Origin of the sequence: Litoreibacter janthinus, from assembly GCF_900111945.1 — a bacterium.
Classification (GTDB): domain Bacteria; phylum Pseudomonadota; class Alphaproteobacteria; order Rhodobacterales; family Rhodobacteraceae; genus Litoreibacter; species Litoreibacter janthinus.
This window is the reverse complement of record NZ_FOYO01000001.1, coordinates 2,627,363-2,645,672: the sequence shown is the minus strand read 5'-3', so window position 1 is coordinate 2,645,672 and position 18,310 is coordinate 2,627,363. Positions and strand designations below refer to the sequence as shown.

General features: G+C 59.6%; 17 protein-coding genes. 4 read left to right on the top strand and 13 right to left on the bottom strand.

The genetic code is table 11. The features are described 5' to 3' along the window. Positions 1-9: 9 nt before the first annotated feature. From BM352_RS13220 to BM352_RS13160, 13 genes are all read right to left on the bottom strand, one after another. Positions 10-1,179 carry a phage late control D family protein gene (locus tag BM352_RS13220; protein WP_090217622.1) on the bottom strand — a complete coding sequence of 390 codons (1,170 nt, stop codon included), beginning with the start codon at positions 1,177-1,179 and terminating at the stop codon, positions 10-12. Then, positions 1,179-1,514, bottom strand: a complete 336-nt coding sequence (locus tag BM352_RS13215; RefSeq protein ID WP_090217620.1) for a LysM peptidoglycan-binding domain-containing protein — start codon at positions 1,512-1,514, stop codon at positions 1,179-1,181. The genes BM352_RS13220 and BM352_RS13215 overlap by 1 nt, the downstream gene beginning before the upstream one ends. A gap of 4 nt (positions 1,515-1,518) precedes the next feature. Then, positions 1,519-2,148, bottom strand: coding sequence for a hypothetical protein (locus BM352_RS13210; protein WP_090217617.1), 630 nt, complete (start codon positions 2,146-2,148; stop codon positions 1,519-1,521). Continuing rightward, positions 2,138-2,350: a hypothetical protein gene (locus BM352_RS13205; RefSeq protein ID WP_090217614.1), complete on the bottom strand. Its 213-nt coding sequence runs from the start codon at positions 2,348-2,350 to the stop codon at positions 2,138-2,140. The genes BM352_RS13210 and BM352_RS13205 overlap by 11 nt, the downstream gene beginning before the upstream one ends. After that, positions 2,347-3,732 (bottom strand): ATP-binding protein, encoded by a 1,386-nt coding sequence (locus tag BM352_RS13200; RefSeq protein ID WP_090217612.1) that lies wholly within the window; start codon positions 3,730-3,732, stop codon positions 2,347-2,349. The genes BM352_RS13205 and BM352_RS13200 overlap by 4 nt, the downstream gene beginning before the upstream one ends. Next, positions 3,729-4,688: a Pvc16 family protein gene (locus tag BM352_RS13195; protein ID WP_175500683.1), complete on the bottom strand. Its 960-nt coding sequence runs from the start codon at positions 4,686-4,688 to the stop codon at positions 3,729-3,731. Before BM352_RS13195 ends, BM352_RS13200 begins: the two co-directional genes overlap by 4 nt. 1 nt (position 4,689) lies before the next feature. After that, positions 4,690-5,664 carry a hypothetical protein gene (locus BM352_RS13190; protein WP_090217607.1) on the bottom strand — a complete coding sequence of 325 codons (975 nt, stop codon included), beginning with the start codon at positions 5,662-5,664 and terminating at the stop codon, positions 4,690-4,692. Continuing rightward, entirely contained in the window at positions 5,661-6,449 is a 789-nt protein-coding gene (locus tag BM352_RS13185; protein ID WP_090217604.1) for a hypothetical protein, read from the bottom strand. The genes BM352_RS13190 and BM352_RS13185 overlap by 4 nt, the downstream gene beginning before the upstream one ends. Further along, positions 6,449-6,961 (bottom strand): phage tail protein, encoded by a 513-nt coding sequence (locus BM352_RS13180; RefSeq protein ID WP_090217602.1) that lies wholly within the window; start codon positions 6,959-6,961, stop codon positions 6,449-6,451. Before BM352_RS13180 ends, BM352_RS13185 begins: the two co-directional genes overlap by 1 nt. 55 nt (positions 6,962-7,016) lie before the next feature. Then, entirely contained in the window at positions 7,017-8,615 is a 1,599-nt protein-coding gene (locus BM352_RS13175) for a phage tail sheath family protein (RefSeq protein WP_090217599.1), read from the bottom strand. A gap of 523 nt (positions 8,616-9,138) precedes the next feature. After that, positions 9,139-10,110 carry a glucokinase gene (locus BM352_RS13170; RefSeq protein WP_090217597.1) on the bottom strand — a complete coding sequence of 324 codons (972 nt, stop codon included), beginning with the start codon at positions 10,108-10,110 and terminating at the stop codon, positions 9,139-9,141. A gap of 5 nt (positions 10,111-10,115) precedes the next feature. Next, positions 10,116-11,429: a GH1 family beta-glucosidase gene (locus BM352_RS13165; protein WP_175500681.1), complete on the bottom strand. Its 1,314-nt coding sequence runs from the start codon at positions 11,427-11,429 to the stop codon at positions 10,116-10,118. After that, positions 11,429-12,475 carry a substrate-binding domain-containing protein gene (locus BM352_RS13160; RefSeq protein ID WP_090217594.1) on the bottom strand — a complete coding sequence of 349 codons (1,047 nt, stop codon included), beginning with the start codon at positions 12,473-12,475 and terminating at the stop codon, positions 11,429-11,431. Before BM352_RS13160 ends, BM352_RS13165 begins: the two co-directional genes overlap by 1 nt. A gap of 285 nt (positions 12,476-12,760) precedes the next feature. Between BM352_RS13160 and BM352_RS13155 the strand changes: the two genes are divergently transcribed. The 4 genes from BM352_RS13155 (at position 12,761) to BM352_RS13140 (ending at position 18,310) form a co-directional block, all read left to right on the top strand. Continuing rightward, a complete protein-coding gene (locus BM352_RS13155; RefSeq protein WP_090217592.1) occupies positions 12,761-14,116 on the top strand; it encodes an ABC transporter substrate-binding protein in 1,356 nt (451 codons plus the stop codon). A 502-nt stretch (positions 14,117-14,618) separates the two neighbouring features. Next, positions 14,619-15,521 (top strand): carbohydrate ABC transporter permease, encoded by a 903-nt coding sequence (locus BM352_RS13150; protein WP_425434557.1) that lies wholly within the window; start codon positions 14,619-14,621, stop codon positions 15,519-15,521. Then, on the top strand, positions 15,521-16,645 hold the full coding sequence (locus BM352_RS13145) for a carbohydrate ABC transporter permease (protein WP_090217590.1): 1,125 nt from the start codon (positions 15,521-15,523) through the stop codon (positions 16,643-16,645). Before BM352_RS13150 ends, BM352_RS13145 begins: the two co-directional genes overlap by 1 nt. 12 nt (positions 16,646-16,657) lie before the next feature. After that, positions 16,658-18,310 carry an alpha-amylase family glycosyl hydrolase gene (locus tag BM352_RS13140; RefSeq protein WP_090217588.1) on the top strand — a complete coding sequence of 551 codons (1,653 nt, stop codon included), beginning with the start codon at positions 16,658-16,660 and terminating at the stop codon, positions 18,308-18,310.

Genomic DNA, 18,310 nt, shown 5'->3' with positions numbered 1-18,310 from the left:
TCAAACTCCTCAGAACAGGTTCTGGATGGCGGACAAAACGGACGACAACGGTGGTGCGCCGATCGCTTCGGTCTCGCCCACGGCGTTGCGGATCAACTGGAATTGTTGGCGGTAGCCATCGGGAGAAAACTGGTGCGTGACAGTGTCGACGTAGTAGATCCCACCATTGCGAGAGCCGACGCCATCGACCGTGACCGTTCCGCCGACGCGCAAGACATGGCCGTAGAGGGTCCCGTCCAATTCGCCACTGGCTTTGATGCGAAAGCTGGCCTCATTGACCAAACCTTGCGCGCGCGCGGTGACTTCATCCACGGTCTCGTCGCCTTCGCCTTTGATGCGGGCAATCGCTGGGGTGCCGAGTCCAGCGCCCTCTGACGCGGCGGGGTATCTTCCCAACAGCGGCAGGTCCGCCACGGCTTCGCCAGTCACGGCCTCGGCACCGTCCGTCGCTGGGGCTTTTTCCCACGCCACGATGTCAGGTTTGTTGGCCTCATCTGACACCTCGAAGTTGAGGCAATTCGTGGCGCTACCGGCATAAACCATGATCTTGGCCTGTGGGTCGGACTCCAGACGCTTGGGGCCAAAGTAAATCTCGCCACGCTCGAAGATCATCTCGAACCCGTTGGCTTTGGCGCGGTCCTGCAAGAAGGCAATCGGGGTTGCGTCTTGGGTCAGCGCGCGTGCGCTGGCGCCCTCTGGGCCGCTGGCAAGGGTCAAAGGCAGGGGGCTGATTAACTCTTCCAGAATGGCGCGATCGGTCATGGGGGCGGTCTCGTCCCCCCAGATGCGGCGCTGGTGCTCGCGGGACAACGCGGCGCTGTCGTCGAGACATTCGATCACCAGCTTCGCTTCACCACCATTTTGGGGATAACTGGGTTTCAGTTCCATGATGTAGCCACGAAAAACTTCTTCGATATGGGTTTGGAAGTCTGCGTTGATGACGATTGCGGCCCAGCGGGCGAACAAGCCTGAATCCGCCGCCATGTAGTCCCCGTTGGTGTCGCGCCGGTCATCGATGGTGATCGACGCACTCGCGGCCTCCATGCGTGCGGAGCGCACCTCGATGGAGGAGACCAAGTCGGCTAAGCTTCCCAGATCGGCTTGTTCAGCCCCCACAAGGATTTCGACCGAAGCGGCCTGACGAAATCCGGGGTCTAGGAGTTGATCCAGCAAGCCCATCACCGCACCTCACGCCTGCGCGGCACAAGAAGTGTAGCGCCGGCTTTCTCTGCTGCTACTTCGGGTTTGTCGGGATGACCGTCGGGGCCATAGATCAAATCTTCGGGGAACATGATTTGCGTGTTGCAGTCTGCGAGACGTCGCCAATCCCTTGGGTTAGCGTAATAATTTTGCGCCATCTGGTCGAGACGGTCGCCTATTTTAACGCTGTGTTCCAGCACAGCTTCGGGGTTGGCAATCGCGCGGCCCCGCACGCCGCGAAAGCCGCGCGTACCGTCTTCCGGTGGCTCGAATAGGGCGGTTGTTTCGTAGTAGCTGCCTTTGAAAAATGCCATCGCGCTATCCCCCCAAGCCAGAGACAAGGTTTAGCCCTGTGCCGATGGTCTGGCGGACCTTGTCGGCAAGGAAGAACGGGTTGGCGCTTTCGATGACCTGCATCGTCAGCCCCATTTCGGCGCGGTAGGGCATCAAGTTGGGCAGATGCAGCGTCTCCTTTTGCGTGACACCGGTCAGGAAGACCGGAAGCAACTGCATCCCCCAAGCGAACACAAGAACGGAGGCCGTTTCGTCCCGCTCGAACGCCCGCGCGCCGGACAGCCCCAAAGACGCAAGTACTTTCACGCCGCCGGGGCCTTGGGCTTTGGGCTCTGCCATGGACCGCAAGGTGTCAATCTGGGGCTGAACACCAAAGGTCTTGGCAATGGCGTCCCCGTCATTGAGGGCATCTGTGGCGTCCAACAAGATCGTGACCGAAAAGCTCTCGGCCTGCATTTCAACGCCTTGGGCCACGCGGGAGGTTTCCAGAGGTGAGAGGAAGTCATAGCCGCCGCGCGATCCCGGTGCGTTCCCCGTTTTGACCGTCACTGTGCGAGAGCGGCTGATTTCCTGCGGGTTGAACTTGAAGATCAACGCCAAGGGAGGGAGTGTCAGCCCGTATTCGAACAACATGCCTTTCGTTTCAACGGCCATGACGCCCGCCTTTCAGCCCTGCGGTGACCTGACTGGCCAGCACGGTTCCGCGTTGGCCGTGGCTATGGATCGCAATCGGCCCGTTCGGTTGCGCCCCTTTGGCCAAGGCCTGTCCAACTGCCTCTGCAATGGCGCGGGCATCATGGGACGCGGTGGCCGCCATTGAGGCAGGAAGTTTAACAGTTAAGCGCTTGAGCTTCATCGCGTAACCTCCAGATATTCAGAAAGATATCCGATTTCTGAGGGGCGCACTTGGCGCGTGTCTTTGGTGAGCTCTGCCCAGATCGCGCGGGCAATGTGGGGCAGGTCGATATCGCCTTTCTCAGCATAGGCGAGCATCGCTGCATAGGTCGCTGCGTTGGCAATAGCGCCGCCTGACAGGCGTGCGGCCGCACCAAGGCGTTCGAGGTCCAGTCGTTCTGCCAATGGCGCTTGAGGGGGAAGAAGCACCCGCCACAGCGCAGTGCGGGCTTCGTCATCCGGGGTTGGGAAGTCCACTACAAGCTGGAAGCGGCGCAGGAAGGCGGGGTCGACATTGGCACGCAGGTTGGTGGTCAGGATTACGGGGCCGGAATGCCGCTCGAACCGCGCGAGCATGTGACTAACCTCAAGGTTGGCATAGCGATCGCGGGCGTCACTGACTTCGCCGCGCTTGCCCAGCAAGCCGTCCGCCTCGTCGATCTGCAAAATGGCGTTGCGACCTTCGAGACTGTCTAGCAGCGCGTTGAGGTTCTTCTCTGTCTCGCCCACGTATTTCGACATAATGCGGCCAAGATCGAGGCTGTAGAGCGCCCAAGGCGTGCCAGTGCGTACAGTGAGCTCAGTTGCGAGAACTGTGGCCGCGAAGCTCTTTCCCGTGCCGGAGGCACCGGAGAACAGCGCCAAGGGGCCATGCACGGCACGCGCTCCCCAGTCGCGGGTCAGTGCGTGGCGATGCTCCACCCACGCCCCAAACTCGCGCAGCTGGCGCAAAATCGGCTCCGGTAGCACCAGCTGATCCCAAGTGCCGCGCGCCGTCGATAGCGATGCACCAGGCGGGGGCGACAGCTCTGGATCGCGGCCCAGAAGGGTGCGGATCAAAACGGGGCCGGGGCGGAGCGTTTGTGCGGGCGTGTTCCCTTCGACCTTCAGCAGACCCGACGCCACCATCGGGGCGGTAGGCGTCAGGCGCGCAATCAGGGCGGCGATTTCGTCGCTGGTCTCAAGCATCAACAGCTCTTGCACCAAGGCCAGACCCGGCCACGGCGTGCCAAGTTCGGGCTGTAAGGATTGGATGCGTGGTGCGAAGGCCGGGCGCGCGACAGGGGCGAGTGCCAAGGCCATCAGGTCTATGTCCTGCGGGGTCAATTGCTCCAGCACATCACCAGAGATCATAGCGCTTAGGCCTTGCCAGCTGCCTGCTGCGCGCGCGTCCGAGACGCACGATGATAAGGCCGCAAAGCGGTTTGAAAATTCGTCATCTAAGCTCGTGCCCGTCCGCAATGCTTCGGCCAAGGACAGCATGTCGTGCACACGCGCCCATTCAAGATCCATGCTTGAGGAAATCGCGTCGACGCTTGTCACGGGAGGGGTCTCGACATTCATGTGATCACCACCCGCACAGTGTTGCCCGCTGGCATATCCGCGCCGTCGGGACGGATGATCAACGTGGCCACGTCTCCGGAGGCAGCATCCGTCAAAACGACAGATGTGGTCGGTGTGTCGAGATCCAGCGCTGTAGCCGCGATTGTAGCGGGCTGGGCGGCTTGGATCTGCGGCGTTCCATCCGACCTGACCCAAGCGACGGTGATCTGCACATCCTCATTTTTTGGGCCGGCGATAGCGAGTTGAACCTGAGCCGTGCCGGTTGGCACCGATGCGTCCGAGGAGAGCATGTTGCCGTCGCGGATCATCGAGAAGGGTAGCCAGTTGGAAAGGGCATTCGGGGCCGTGATGGCGATAGGTGTCGGGCCAATCTCGGTATCAGGGACCGCGTCCGGGCCAAGATCCAGAACAACGCTTTCCACCGGTGTCGGCGGCGGCAGATATGTCAATGGTTCCAGCGGGATAAGTGCCAATTCGTAAGCGACGGATAGCCTGTAAGAGATTTCGTTCCCCTGAATGGACCAGATGTGGTTCATCTCCTCCATTTCGGTCGCTTGCAGGACTGCTTGAAGGCGATACTGGCTGACCTCCGGCGCGGGCACGCCGCCGGGCAGGATTGTCGGGATGACTGGTTGCGACTGCAATACCCGCACCGCGTGGCCCAGCACGCGCAAATCCTTATCCTTAACTTGCGCATCAGTGGCGTTGGAGAACGCCGTCAGCAGAACGTGGGCCCGAACGAAGGCCGGTTCATTCAATGTCAGGTCCGGATGGATGCCAGATGGTGAAATCCTGTAGCAAAACACGTTCAGTACGGCCTTGTCGGAGCCTTTGGCCTGCTCGGCCGCTGCGTTCGGGCTTTCGACTGTGACGGTCACATCTTGTGTGAAACTTGCCGCCAGATGGTCGGCAAAGCCTTGCATGGCTACGGAAAGGGAGCTTGCGTCGATCGCCATCTCAGAAGCCCCCAAGATAGCGGCGGCGCGCCATTGCGGACAGGTCAGCCATCGGCGAGGACGGCGCAGCTGCGCGTGCGGACTCATGAATGACAACGTCGACTTGGTCGATGACCACTTTGGCGGGGCCGTGCTGTTCTGGCGCGGCGTCGCGGGGCGGATCAAAGCGGGCAGGCGGTTCTATGGCGCTGTCATGGATAGCCTGCTCGAACGGTGCAGGTGTGGTGTCGGATTCCTGTGATGGCAATGGTCCGGCCTCGGTCATCGCCGGGATAACTGGGGCGCTTGGCATTGCTGCGGGGCCGGGCGTGTGCTCGCGGCGCAGGGCCATTGCGGCAGGTTGCTCGTCCATGCCAGACATGTTGGCAGGCTTTGGGCTGCTTTCGGCCGTCAGGTTCTGCTCATCGGGGGGGCTGAGCCGCGCCAGGGGCTGGGCGTCCTCCTCCTCCATGCGGTGGAGGGGTCGTGCCTCGTCGTCATATGCGCGGTGTAAGGGCTGTGCCTGCTCTTCTTCCATTCGGCGTAAGGGTTGAGCCTCTACTTCTTCGTCCGCGGCGCGGCGCATGGGCTGCGCCTCGTCCTGCTCTGTATCCGTGCGCTGCAGGGTTTGGGCTTCTTCCTGCTCAGCGCGGCGTGCGGGTTGGGCTTGGTCTTCCTCTGACCGGCGCAGGGGTTGGGCTTCATCCTCGGGTGCACGGTGCAGGGGTTGGGCTTCGTCCTCTTCCGCGCGACGTAAAGGATGCGCTTCTTTTTCGTCTAGACGGGCAAGCGATGGTGCAGGGCTGTTCTGCCGCCTCAATGGTGTGATCTCTTCCTTGGTTTCTTGCCGCTTAAGGGTCTGTGCCTCTTCCTCCTCTGCCCTTCGTAGAGGTTGTGCCTCGTCCATCGGTTCCGCTGAGCGGGCGATGCCCTTAACGCGGGCGGTTGCGATAGTCCCGTGACCTGCGCGGGGTAATAGGCGGCTCAGCAAGCTCATCGTCCCGCGGCCTCTGCGATGAGGCCCGCGTAGGCCTTGCGGCGGGCTGAAGGCATGTCGAGGATTGCGTCCTCGGCCCAGTGATAGGTTTTGGCCAACAGATGAACCTGACGGAGCAAGCGGCCCGCGTCGGGGAAGGCGAAAGTCAGCGGGTCTAGTCGAACTTCCGTCTCGGCGTCGCAGGTTGGGCAGGTGCTGGTTACAGTTTCGGTGATGTCAGGGGTTGCGGCATCAAGCTGGTTGTCGATGAGTTTAAGGTCAGAGGGGTTGAACAGCGCGGCCTGTGCTGGGGCCTCGCTGTCCAACCCGCACGATGCCGCCAACACTTGAGGGGCGTCATGTGGGGCGGCATGGGCCAGAGCGCGTTCCGTCGTCCCGTTGGGAACTTCGAACCGGCGCGGACCGAGAGATGTTTCAACTTCGACAACTGGAAACGCATCGGGGATGTCGGAGCGTGGCGTGTCGGCTAGCGATAGCGACAGATCGAAGACCTCCCCGCACGACGTGCAACTGGCTTGGTACCAGCGTTGGCCGGGCAGGAAGGTCAGCGCCGCACGGGTGAGACACCACGCACGGGCACCGGTGGCCAGACGCTCTACTAGGTCACGGGTTACTGGCAGGCCACCAATGGTTGAAAACAGCGCGCCTAAGACTCCGGTGACCCGCTCGGGCCGGGTCGGCAGGCGCATGGCGTCGGCCAAGGCTAGCTCGACCCGACCCGTTAGGGCACGGGGGTCCGCTGTGGGAAATCCCACGGCGAGGGTAATGGGCGCGCGGTCTGGCATCAGGTTTCAGATGGCTCGGCGACAGCGGCGTCACGGGTGAAACCTTCATAGGCAAGCGTAATGGATTGAATTCCAACAGCATTCATGCTGTTCGCATCCATTTCTGGCAGGGCCTGATACTCGGTCACGAAGGCACGGCGCAGCACGTAGGAGATCGCAGGCGTGCCTTGAAGATTGAGCACATTGATCACCACATCGCGGCGGAAGTTCAGCAGGCTCATGCCTGCGTCGCCATCGGCCACGTTGTTGACCGCATTGGCCCATTCCTCAAACACGGGGTCGTGGCTTAAGCCTTGTTCCAGAGTGACATTTTCGAACTTCGTGCCACCGGGCATGGCGCGTTGGTAACTGGGATCACCAGCAGCGCGCCAGTTGACGACTTCGGTGGTTTTTTTCAGGGCACCCATTTTGGAGAGACCCGCGACCACCTTACCGCTGATCACCACCTGAAACTTGAAGGTGCGGTAGGGGTCGTAGCGGTGCGCATTGGCAGAGAACATAGGGGCTGGCATTTGAAATAGTCCTTTCGGCAGAAAGCGTTATGTCTGAAAACTCATGTGACCGGCGCTAGGCGGTTTGCCCGACCTTCTGGCTGATCTGAACCACGACAAATTCGGCTGGTTTCAACGGTGCGAACCCGACAGCGACCCGAACGATACCGGCGTCGATGTCGCCTTGGGTCATGGTCGATCCCAGCCCGCAATTAACGAAGTATGCGTCACTGGACTTCGCGCCTTGGAATGCGCCTGCGCGGTGCAGCCCATCCATGAAGTTGCCGACCGAGGCGCGTAATCCGCCCCAAAGCTTGTGATCGTTCGGCTCGAACACAACGGCTTGCAAGGCATTGTAAAGGCTTTCGCCGATCATGTTCTGCGTGCGGCGAACCGAGATATAGCGGTATTGCGGCTTGGCCTTCGTCGCCGTGGTGCGAGCGCCCCAAATGACCGTAGGGCCGGTGATCGACCGCAAGCAGTTTACTCCCCATTCGTTGAGGTTGTCCTGCACGCCGTTGCCAATCAGACGCTCCGGTCCAAAGGTGCCACGGACGCCCGCCTCCAGACCTGCGGGGGCCTTCCAGACGCCGCGGGTTCCGTCGATGCGCGCCCACATACCAGCGGCCACGGCAGCGGGGCCAACGGCAAAGCTGCGCGGCTCGCTTGGGGCAAGTTCCGCATCGAAATGCGGGTTTCCGAGCTGGACGCGCGGGTAATACAGCGCGGCGTAGGGGGAGTTGGTGAAAACCGCGTCCTTAGCCTCTTTCGGGGTGGTGATTATCGCGTCGCCGGGATCCACGATCACCATGCGGTTTTGCATCTTTTCGGAATGGGCAATGGCTTCTTGATAGATCGTCTTGCCGCTTGGGTCGGGGATGACGTTTGGCAACACGATGATGGATACGTCGCGGTAGTCTTCCAGCCGCGTCAGCGCCTCGGTGTATTGCGCTTTGGCGGGGGCACCGGTGTCCACACCGCCTGCGGTCACGTCGTTCACCACCTTGTCACTGGTTGGCATGGCGACTTCGGCACCAAAGGCGACCTCGATCAGCGTAGAGCCCTTTTTGATCGTCTCGGTGGCCAGATCGGTGGCGGCTTTCAGTTTGACGGCGTCAGTGCCGTCCCCGACTTCCCAAGCAAAGCCAGTGAAGCTTTCGATGACCTGATCGAGTTTCTTACTGTCGTCGGGCTGTAGGGCCCATGTGCCGACAGTAATGTCAAATGTGGCCGTGTCCTTGTTGCTGGTCATCTGCACAAACAGGTTGTTCGCCCATATGCCGTTGTCCTTGGCGGTGACGGTCACCGATTTCGGGTCCGTCGCGCCAGAGATTTTCAGCTGCGCAGTCGCCTTGGTGCCGCCGGACCCTTCGACCGGCACGATATAGGCCTTGGTGCCGCCATTGGTGAAATAGGTGTTAACGGCCAGCCCGAAGAGGTCGGGTTTCGTCGAGTCGGCCAGTTTTTTGACACCGCCTGCCGACCCGTCTCCGGGGCCAAATAAGGTCGTGTATTGCGCGGGGGAGGTAATGAAGGTTGGTGTCCCGCCTGACTTGCTGACGGCAGTGCCGCGCCGCACATGACCGATGAAGGCGGTGACCGATGTGGAGGCCGCTTCGATGGCTAACGCGTTGGAAGGGACGTGTTCGATATAGACGCCTGGGTGTTGGTACATGGGGCTCTGGCTCCTTGGCAGCGTGAATGTCAGCAGATTCGGTCCGGCCCCGAGCCGGCGGGCGCGGAAACGGTTGGACTGGTCTTGTTTTCGCCGAAACGCGCGAAGCCCGCTGGCCCTCGGGCACGGGGGAGAACCGCGCGAGAGGGCCAAACGTTTCGACACAAAAGGGGACGGTGCTGGGGGCACCAATGTGCCGTAACGCGGGGCTTGCGGTGCCCGGCGGCCTGCAAAGGGAAAATCCTCGTCGAAAGCAGCGCGGCCGGGCGGCAAGTAGAGTTACGTAATCAAATAAGCGGTTCACTCTCCGCCTATGGGAAAACCCTGCGCGATTCCCCTTGAAACGATCAAGTACGGAGTTAACGCTACGTTAACGTCGGCTGGCAAAAGTCTTTATAAACAGGCGCTTAGTCAGCGTGAATAAGGTGTGAAAGGACTTTCACGCCCGTGAAACGCATTCCCTAAGGGGATTTCAGGGGTGTTTTGAGCGCGCAGACCTGTCTGAGTCTCAGGTGCTCGCAGCCTAGTTGTTAGCGGCAAGATAGTTTGCACAGCCGGTCAAGGCGGCGAAGTCGTCCTCGATCACGCAAACCTCGAAGTTTCCCATGAAGCCAGCGAAGCGCCCTTTGTCCCGAAAGGCGTCTGCAAATCCAAGCGATGCGAAATGGCGCGAAAATGCCCGCGCAACGCCACCCGAGAAGAAGATGCCACCAAAGGGCAGGTGGATCAGGGCGAGATTCCCTGCAACGGTTCCAAGCATCCGCACGAACATCTCCGCAGCTTCGCGCGCACGTGGGTCCGTGCCGTTTTCGAATCCGGCCATAATGTCTGCTGCGCGCGCTTCGCGTGGCTCGCCCGCGTCTATGCCAAGCCACGCGTAAACGCGCTCTAGCCCACGTCCTGACATCATGTCTTCTACGGCTGGGAAGCCATGAGCATTCTCAAAATACTGGGCCAGCCGAAGTTCTGTCTCGGACCGTAGGGGCAAGTTGGCGTGACCACTTTCCGAAGGGGGGACATGCCGACCCCAGCGGGTTTCATACACAGGTGCCACGTTGAAACCGGTGCCGACCCCGATTACCAGCTTGGTGGCTTTGGCGTCGTGATCCTTGTCATGCGCGGCCACTAACTGCGTCACCGCGTTGTCGCCCAGGGCGCCCAGGGCGTGTCCCTGCGCCTGAAGGTCGTTCAGCAGGCAGGCGGTCTCGGCGTTGGCGGCGCGCGCGAGGGTTGCCTCGTCCAGTTCCCAATCAAGATTGGTCATGGTACCGCGCCCGTCTTTGACGGGACCCGCAAGCGCGACACAGGCTGCTTTGCAATCTACCTTTTGTGCGTCGATGAAGGCCCGCAGCACAGATTCCAGCCCCGCATAATCTACATTTGCATAGCGCGTTACCGTTTCGGTCAGCAGCTGCGTGCCTTCCGCAAGGGCGACACGCGTGTTGGTGCCGCCAATATCGGCCACGAGGGAGTAGGTGTCAGCTGGGCGGTTCATAACGGTCAGGCTTTCAGGGCACGTGCAAGCGCGTGGTAAGAGGCTTTGGGCGTGCGTTCAAGTGTATCGAAGTCAACATGGACCAGCCCGAACCGCTTTTCGTAGCCCAAGGCCCATTCGTAATTGTCCAAAAGGGACCAGAAGGTATAGCCCGCCAAAGGGGCGCCGTCGGCGATTGCATCGCGGGCGGCGGCCAGATGTTTGTTGAGATAGTCGATGCGCGCGGCATCCGGCATGTCACGCATGTCGGGGTTCGCCATGCCGTTCTCTGTCACATATAGGGGGAGGCCATTCGTGTAGTTGTCATTGACCCAATTCAGGAAATACCGAAGCCCTTCAGGATAGATTTCCCAACCCATTTGCGTCTTTGGCAACGGGCCCTCGACATCATGGTGGGACGGCCACGCCTCGGCATTTGCAGAAATTCGTTTGCAAGTGTAATAGTTTAACCCTAGCCAATCCAGCTTTTGACCAACCAGCGGGAAGTCATCCTGCCATCCTTTCGGCATATGGGGCTCCAGACCCTCCATAACGTTTTCGGGGTAGGCGCCATTGAACAAGCCGCCAAGGAAAAAGCGGTTGTAGTAGCCGTCGTAAAGTGCCGCTGCTTTGTGGTCTGCCTCGCTGTCGGTCGCAGGGTGCGCGTATTCGAAGTTGCACACCGCGCCGACATTTTTGACATTCAGATCGCGAAGCACCTCCACTGCGCGGCCATGTGCGCACAGGACGTGATGCATGGCATGGGCGGTGGCGCGAATGTCACGCAGGCCGGGTGCATGATGACCAAGGAAGTGGCTTAGCCAGCCGACACACCACGGCTCGTTGATAGGCGCAACCGAGAACATGCGATCCCCGATCCGGTCCATGATGACGCGCGTGTAATCGCCAAACCAATGCGGCAGATCAGGATTGCGCCACCCGCCAAGATCCGCCAGCGCCGAGGGAAGTTCCCAATGGTAGAGCGTCGCCATGGGTTTCAGGTTGCGCTCCAGCATGGCGTCTACAAGCCGGTCGTAGAAGTCGAGGCCTTCGGCGTTCGGGGTGCCGCGCCCCTCTGGCATGACGCGCGCCCACGAGGTGGAAAACCGATACGCGTCTAGCCCCATGGCGGCCATGAGGTCGAGATCTTCCTCGAAACGGTGATAATGATCGCAAGCAACTGCACCATGTTCCGCGCGGACAACATTGCCGGGCGTCTGGGCGAAATCGTCCCAATGGGTGCGCCCGGCACCGCCAAAGCCATGCCCTTCGATCTGATAGGCCGAGGTGGCGGCTGCAAACAGAAAGCCGTCGGGAAAATCAGCGCGGGAGTGTTGCATCAGGCGAAGGCTTTCACGGCTTGAGCGGGGGCAGGGCCGGTGGATTGGCCGACCAAAAGCTCGGCCTCCCACAATTCGTGGATTGGCCCGCTTGCCTTTCCTTCGATCAGGTCGAGAAGCATTTCACCACAACGGCGGCCTGCGTCCCGCACGGACGAGCGCGTTGCAGTGAAAATCGGCGACCCCACACCGTTGGGAAGATATGAAAGCGCGTCATCAAAGCAGATGATGGACACGTCTTTCCCGATTGCCAGCCCGCGCTCTTCAACAGCGCGCCTAACCCCAAGCGCAGGGATCAGGGACGAGGTAATAATTGCGGATGGCGGAGTTTCCGCGTCGAGCATCTCGCAGGCTTTGGCGTAGCCGAACGGCTCGGTCATTTCGAAGGAATGGGTCAAGGCAGGATCAACCGGTAGACCGCGCGCTTCAAGGGCGCTGGCGTAACCATCCCGCCGCCGCATGGCGAAGTCCATTGACTCTATGCCGTTGATCAGCCCGATCCGCCGGTGGCCCAGATCCAGCAGAAAGTCCGTTGCGCGTTGAAACGCGGAGCGGTTGTTCACATCCAGCCAGCTATAAGGGGTTGTGCAGTTGCTGGATCGACCATGGACCACGAAGGGCAGGCCCAGTTTGTCGAGCAGAGGAATCCGCTCATCATCTAGCCGCGGTCCATGCACAATGACGCCATCGACTTTGCCTTCGCGCGCAAGGCGCTCGTAAGCTTGCGCCTCGTCGGAATCGTCGACCACAGATACGCGCATGTCGTAGCCACGGCTGGCATATGTCTCGCCGGCGCCTGCAATGAAGTCAGAGAACACGCAGTTCACCATTTCATGGTGATTGGAGAGCGGGATGACGTGGCCGATGGACATCGTGCGCCCGGTGGCGAGGCTTTTGGCGCGGGTGTTCGGGTGATAATTATGTGCGTGGGCCGCTTCCATAACGCGCTTGCGCGTGGCTTCCTTGACCTCCGGATACCCGTTCAATGCGCGGCTCACCGTGGTTTGTGACAGGCCCAACAGGTCAGACAGTTCTCGCAAATTCATCTGGCTCGGACCTCCCGCGGATTTTCAAAGCGCTTTGAATATTTGATTAATTCTTACGGTCAGTTTGTCAGCCCGTCAAAGGGGTTTATTTCTGCTGCGTCGCAGAGATTTCCTTCGCAACCGCAGAAATACTATGTTTTTCATGACCTAGACAGGACAGTTTGTTGACAGGAAGCTAACGCTAGGCCATTTACTAAAGCATCCAAAGCGCTTTGGGGATTGCGATTCTCATGGCGTGGCGTTCAAAAATTCCGGCGCATTACGCGCCGACACTGGGAGGAAACCATGAAATCACGTCTTTATACCTCGGCTGCAATCGTTGCCCTAAGCAGCGCTGCCGCATTCGCAGACGGTCACCTTGCCTTCGGCATGGAGGGGGGCGACTTTAGCTGGGACAGCTACAACGCCTTCGCTGACTCCACAGATCTGACTGGCCAAACGGTCACGATCACTGGCGCATGGACCGGCAACGAGAAAGAAAAAGTCGAGAAAGTCTTTGCATATTTCACCGCCGCAACTGGCGCCGAGGTGAATTACTCCGGCTCTGACAGCTTCGAACAAGACATCGTGGTGTCCGCACGCTCCGGCTCTGCGCCGAACTTGGCGGCCTTTCCACAGCCAGGGCTGGCGGCAGACATGGCCAGCCAAGGTTTGCTGACGCCACTGGCAGACGGAACCGATGCTTGGGTGCGCGACAACTTTGCAGCGGGTCAATCCTGGGTTGATCTGGGGACCTATGCAGACAAAGACGGCAACGATCATCTCTATGGCATGTTCTACCGCGTCGACGTGAAATCCCTTGTTTGGTATGCTCCAGAAGCCTTTGACGAAGGCGGCTACGACATCCCAGAGACGATGGAAGAGCTGAAAGCGCTGACCGACCAGATCGTTGCGGATGGTGGTACGCCTTGGTGTATCGGTCTGGGATCGGGTGCGGCCACCGGCTGGCCTGCGACCGACTGGGTCGAAGACATGATGCTGCGCACCAACTCGCCCGAAGACTATGACGCGTGGGTGGCCAACGAAATGAAGTTTGACGATCCTAAAGTGATCGCTGCCATTGAAGAGTTTGGCGCATTCGCCCGTAACGATGCTTATGTCGATGGTGGTTCCGCCGCAGTGGCCAGCACGGATTTCCGTGACAGCCCAGCGGGTCTCTTTGCGATCCCGCCGAAATGCTACATGCACCGTCAGGCGTCCTTCATTCCAGCGTTCTTCCCAGAAGGCACCGAAATGGGGACAGATGTAGATTTCTTCTACTTCCCGGCCTATGCCGACAAAAATCTTGGCAAGCCCGTTCTTGGGGCAGGGGCGCTGTTTGCGATTACCAATCCGTCCGACGCGGCCAATGCGTTCATCGAATTCATGAAGCTGCCAATCGCGCATGAGATGTGGATGACCCAAGGTGGCTTCCTGACTGCGCATGCGGGGGTCAATCTTGCGGCCTACGCGGATGACAGCCTGCGCGCGCAGGGTGAAATTCTGCAAAACGCCACGACTTTCCGTTTTGACGCCTCCGACCTGATGCCAGGTGAGATTGGTGCAGGCGCGTTCTGGACCGGTATGGTCGACTATGTCACCGGCACGTCTGCCGAGGATGTGGCAAAGGGCATTCAGGAACGCTGGGACGCGATCCAGTAAGCCTCGGTCTTATGCAAAAACGGGATGCGCCACGATCTGGCGCATCCTGCCCCGAGGGGCGCGGGATAAAACGCCCACCTGATACAAATGCCAGCTGTGAAAGCCGATTGGGGGGCATATCCCTCCGAAGCATCGTCAGCACGGGGCACTTTCGGAGGACCGATCCATGTCACCATTGTTGCAAGGCGTCCTTACCATCCTCGTCGGGGTTGGCGGTTGCGTTGGCTACTTTATCTTGTCGAACCTGTTCATCGACAAAGTTCTGTTCCGACCCGTCGCATTGGACGCGGTGCGCGTTGGCAAACGGCGCAAACTGGGATTGGTCGCGGTTGTTGTTCTTTTGGTAGCATTGTCCACGGCGGTGGTATTCGCGTTAGGTGGCCTACTTCCGCAAAGCGTCGTGAACATTCTGGTCACCCCAGTGGCGAGCATCGTCGCGCTGGCGCAATGGGCCGGTGGCGTTTGGGGCGTTATCATTGTGGCTTTGCTTTTGGCGGCAGTGATGGTTTTCGCACCGTGGGCATGGCTGCCAAAGCGGGCCGTGACACTGGGCGAGAACATCAACCGGGCCAACATGATCCGCCCATGGTTGTTCTTGTTTCCGGCGCTCTCTGCACTTGGGCTTTACCTGCTTTATCCGGTGGTCGGATCGTTCTACCGCTCGCTCTTCAACCGCAGCGGGGATGACTTCATCGGGTTCGGGAACTACGCCACCATGTTCGCCGATGACGGCTTTCAGGTTGCGCTGGTCAACAACTTTCTTTGGGTGCTTGTGGTGCCTGCCGCCGCGACGTTCCTAGGGTTGCTGGTGGCGCAGCTGACTGACCGCCTGGTGTGGGGCAATATCGCGAAGTCACTGATTTTCATGCCGATGGCTATCTCGTTTGTCGGGGCGTCGCTGATCTGGAAATTCGTCTATGCCAACAACCCCGATATCGGGTTGATCAATGCGATCCGCGACAGTTTTGGTGCGGCGCCGCTGGATCCGCTGCAACTGCCGTTCTGGAACAACTTCTTCCTCATGTTCATTTTGGTGTGGATCCAGACGGGCTTTGCGATGGTGATCCTGAGTGCCGCCCTTCGTGGCATCCCCGAAGAAACGATTGAGGCGGCGATCATTGACGGCGCCAACCCGTTTCAGGTGTTTTTCAAGATTAAGGTGCCGCAGATTATGGGGACGATTGTGGTCGTATGGACCACCATCACCATCCTTGTGCTTAAGGTGTTCGACATTGTCTACACCATGACAGGAGGCAATTTCGGCACTGAAATCCTGCCCAGCTACATGATGAGCTACATGTTCCGCGATGACGGGCGCGCAACGGCGGTGGCCTTCGTCATCATGATTATCGTGCTTCCGGTGATGATCTGGAACATTCGCCAAGCTCGCGCGGAGATGAAATAATGGACAACATTGCTGGAACCAAATCCTCGCTGTCTTGGGCGGTCAACATCTCGGTCGTGCTGCTCGTTGTCTTGTGGTTGATCCCGACAATCGGCCTTCTTGTGTCGTCCTTCCGCGACCGTGACCAAATCAGCGCCACGGGGTGGTGGCTGTCACCATTTCCGGTAGAGCAAAATTATCAGGCCAAAGCGCCTGCAGGGGACGTTAAAGTTGTCGATGGCATCTACATCATCGAAGGCAATGTGTTTGGCGACGAGACGGGGGCTGTGGCCCGCTTCGGCGGCACGCGCGCTGCGCCGACAGAATTCAAAGCGGGTGACACAGCGCAGTTGACGAAGGACCGCACGCTGACGGTGCAATCCGATGGCAACTACGTTTACACCTCACCCGCGGATATCAAGCGCGACCCGTCGGTCTATTACTCGGCGTCCAGCCCGCCGGATTTCTCGTTGAGCAACTACCGAACCATTCTGGCCTCCGACAACATGGACCGTGCGTTTATCAATACGTTAACGGTGACCATTCCGGCCACCATTATCCCAATCCTGATCGCCGCTTTCGCAGCCTATGCGCTTGCTTGGATGGACTTCAAAGGGCGCGGCTTCTTGATTGCTTTGGTCGTTGGGCTGCTGGTTGTGCCCTTGCAGTTGGCACTGGTGCCACTGCTAACGCTTCACAATAAAGTTGGTATCGGGCAAAGCTTTCTGGGCATCTGGATGGCGCATACGGGCTTTGGGCTACCCTTGGCGATCTACCTTTTACGCAACTACATGGTTGGCCTGCCGCGTGACATCATTGAATCCGCCAAGGTGGACGGGGCGACGGATTTTCAGGTCTTCACCAAGATTGTTCTGCCGCTGAGCTTTCCCGCGCTCGCCAGCTTCGCCATCTTCCAGTTTCTGTGGACGTGGAACGACCTGTTGGTGGCCAAGGTCTTCCTGCCGTCCAACTCTGAGTCTTGGGTGATGACTGTCAAAATCGCCGACGACCTCTTGGGCTCCAAGGGTGGGGACTGGGGCATCCTTGCCGCGGCGGCCTTCATTTCGATCGCAGTGCCGCTGATCGTCTTCTTCACAATGCAACGCTATCTGGTGCGCGGTCTGTTGGCCGGCTCCGTCAAATAACAAGAGACCGATATGAGCGAAATGGACCCAAAACTGCAGGCCTCCACAGCCATCGACAAAGACTGGTGGCGCGGGGCTGTGATCTACCAGATATACCCGCGTAGCTTCCAAGACAGCAACGGCGACGGCGTGGGCGATCTGCTCGGGATAGTGTCGCGTATTCCCTATATCGCCTCGCTTGGGGTGGATGCGATCTGGATCAGTCCGTTCTTCACGTCACCGATGAAGGACTTTGGCTACGACGTCAGCGATTACTGTGACGTGGATCCGATGTTCGGGCAGTTGAGCGATTTCGATGTGCTGGTGAACACAGCCCACAGCCACGGCTTGAAGGTCATGATCGACCTTGTGCTGTCGCACACGTCTGATCAGCACGCTTGGTTTCAGGAAAGCCGTGGCAGCCGCGATAACGACAAATCCGACTGGTATGTCTGGGCGGATCCCAAGCCGGATGGCACGCCGCCGAACAACTGGTTGTCGATCTTCGGTGGCTCTGCGTGGCAATGGAATGCGCGTCGCGAGCAGTATTACTTGCATAACTTTCTGGTTTCGCAGCCAGATTTGAACTTCCACAATCCAGATGTGCAGGACGCATTGCTGGACGCGACACGCTTCTGGCTGGATCGGGGCGTGGACGGGTTCCGACTTGATACGATCAACTTCTATTTCGCCGACAAGCAGTTGCGCGACAATCCCGCTTTGCCGCCCGAGAAGCGCAACGCCAGCATCGCGCCCTCGGTGAACCCGTATAATCATCAAGAGCATCTCTATTCCAAAAACCAACCCGAGAACCTCGAATTTTTGAAGCGGTTCCGCGCCTTGTTGGATGAGTATCCGGCCAGCACTTGCGTGGGTGAAGTGGGCGATGCGCAACGCGGGTTGGAGCTGTTAGGCGAATACACCGAAGGCGACGACCTCGTGCATATGTGTTACGCGTTCGAGTTTCTTTCGGCGGAACCGCTGACCGCACAGCGCGTGATGGACACCATGGGCAGCCTCGACAATTCGGCCCCTGATGGCTGGGCCTGTTGGGCGTTTTCCAACCATGACGTGATCCGGCACACGACGCGTTGGAACCTGACCCCTGCGGCGCATCGCTGCTACACGACGATGATGAGCGCGCTGCGCGGCTCTCTGTGCATCTACCAAGGTGAGGAGTTAGGCCTACCGGAGGCCGACGTGGCGTTCGAAGACTTGCAAGACCCTTACGGAATCGAGTTCTGGCCCGACTTCAAGGGGCGGGATGGCTGCCGCACACCGATGGTCTGGGAGCCGTCGAACCAGAACGGCGGCTTCACCACGGGCGCGCCTTGGTTGCCGGTGAGCCACGATCATCTGATGCGCTCGGCCGAGACGCAGGAACAAGATCCCGCTGCGCCACTGCATCACTATCGCCGCGCTTTGGCTTTTCGCCGCACGCATCCGGCCTTGATGAAGGGCGCTCATTCGGGGTTTCGTGCCGAGGGCGACGTGCTCAGTTTCAAGCGCAGCCACGAGGATCAAACCATTTTCTGCGCCTTCAATCTGTCTGACACACCGTCAACGGTTGACATGCCAACCGGCGATTGGGTGGCGATCGGGGCGGAACTGGGCTCGACCGGTGCGGCAGCAGACGGAAAGCTACATCTAGGGCCGTGGCAGCCATGCTTCGCGCTTCAACGGTAA

What these genes read in the sequence shown, in the direction of transcription:
- BM352_RS13220 (WP_090217622.1), bottom strand. Translation starts at nt 1,179, where the DNA reads ATGGGCTTGCTGGATCAACTCCTAGACCCCGGATTTCGTCAGGCCGCT.
- BM352_RS13215 (WP_090217620.1), bottom strand. Translation starts at nt 1,514, where the DNA reads ATGGCATTTTTCAAAGGCAGCTACTACGAAACAACCGCCCTATTCGAG.
- BM352_RS13210 (WP_090217617.1), bottom strand. Translation starts at nt 2,148, where the DNA reads ATGGCCGTTGAAACGAAAGGCATGTTGTTCGAATACGGGCTGACACTC.
- BM352_RS13205 (WP_090217614.1), bottom strand. Translation starts at nt 2,350, where the DNA reads ATGAAGCTCAAGCGCTTAACTGTTAAACTTCCTGCCTCAATGGCGGCC.
- BM352_RS13200 (WP_090217612.1), bottom strand. Translation starts at nt 3,732, where the DNA reads ATGAATGTCGAGACCCCTCCCGTGACAAGCGTCGACGCGATTTCCTCA.
- BM352_RS13195 (WP_175500683.1), bottom strand. Translation starts at nt 4,688, where the DNA reads ATGGCGATCGACGCAAGCTCCCTTTCCGTAGCCATGCAAGGCTTTGCC.
- BM352_RS13190 (WP_090217607.1), bottom strand. Translation starts at nt 5,664, where the DNA reads ATGAGCTTGCTGAGCCGCCTATTACCCCGCGCAGGTCACGGGACTATC.
- BM352_RS13185 (WP_090217604.1), bottom strand. Translation starts at nt 6,449, where the DNA reads ATGCCAGACCGCGCGCCCATTACCCTCGCCGTGGGATTTCCCACAGCG.
- BM352_RS13180 (WP_090217602.1), bottom strand. Translation starts at nt 6,961, where the DNA reads ATGCCAGCCCCTATGTTCTCTGCCAATGCGCACCGCTACGACCCCTAC.
- BM352_RS13175 (WP_090217599.1), bottom strand. Translation starts at nt 8,615, where the DNA reads ATGTACCAACACCCAGGCGTCTATATCGAACACGTCCCTTCCAACGCG.
- BM352_RS13170 (WP_090217597.1), bottom strand. Translation starts at nt 10,110, where the DNA reads ATGAACCGCCCAGCTGACACCTACTCCCTCGTGGCCGATATTGGCGGC.
- BM352_RS13165 (WP_175500681.1), bottom strand. Translation starts at nt 11,429, where the DNA reads ATGCAACACTCCCGCGCTGATTTTCCCGACGGCTTTCTGTTTGCAGCC.
- BM352_RS13160 (WP_090217594.1), bottom strand. Translation starts at nt 12,475, where the DNA reads ATGAATTTGCGAGAACTGTCTGACCTGTTGGGCCTGTCACAAACCACG.
- BM352_RS13155 (WP_090217592.1), top strand. Translation starts at nt 12,761, where the DNA reads ATGAAATCACGTCTTTATACCTCGGCTGCAATCGTTGCCCTAAGCAGC.
- BM352_RS13150 (WP_425434557.1), top strand. Translation starts at nt 14,619, where the DNA reads ATGGTTTTCGCACCGTGGGCATGGCTGCCAAAGCGGGCCGTGACACTG.
- BM352_RS13145 (WP_090217590.1), top strand. Translation starts at nt 15,521, where the DNA reads ATGGACAACATTGCTGGAACCAAATCCTCGCTGTCTTGGGCGGTCAAC.
- BM352_RS13140 (WP_090217588.1), top strand. Translation starts at nt 16,658, where the DNA reads ATGAGCGAAATGGACCCAAAACTGCAGGCCTCCACAGCCATCGACAAA.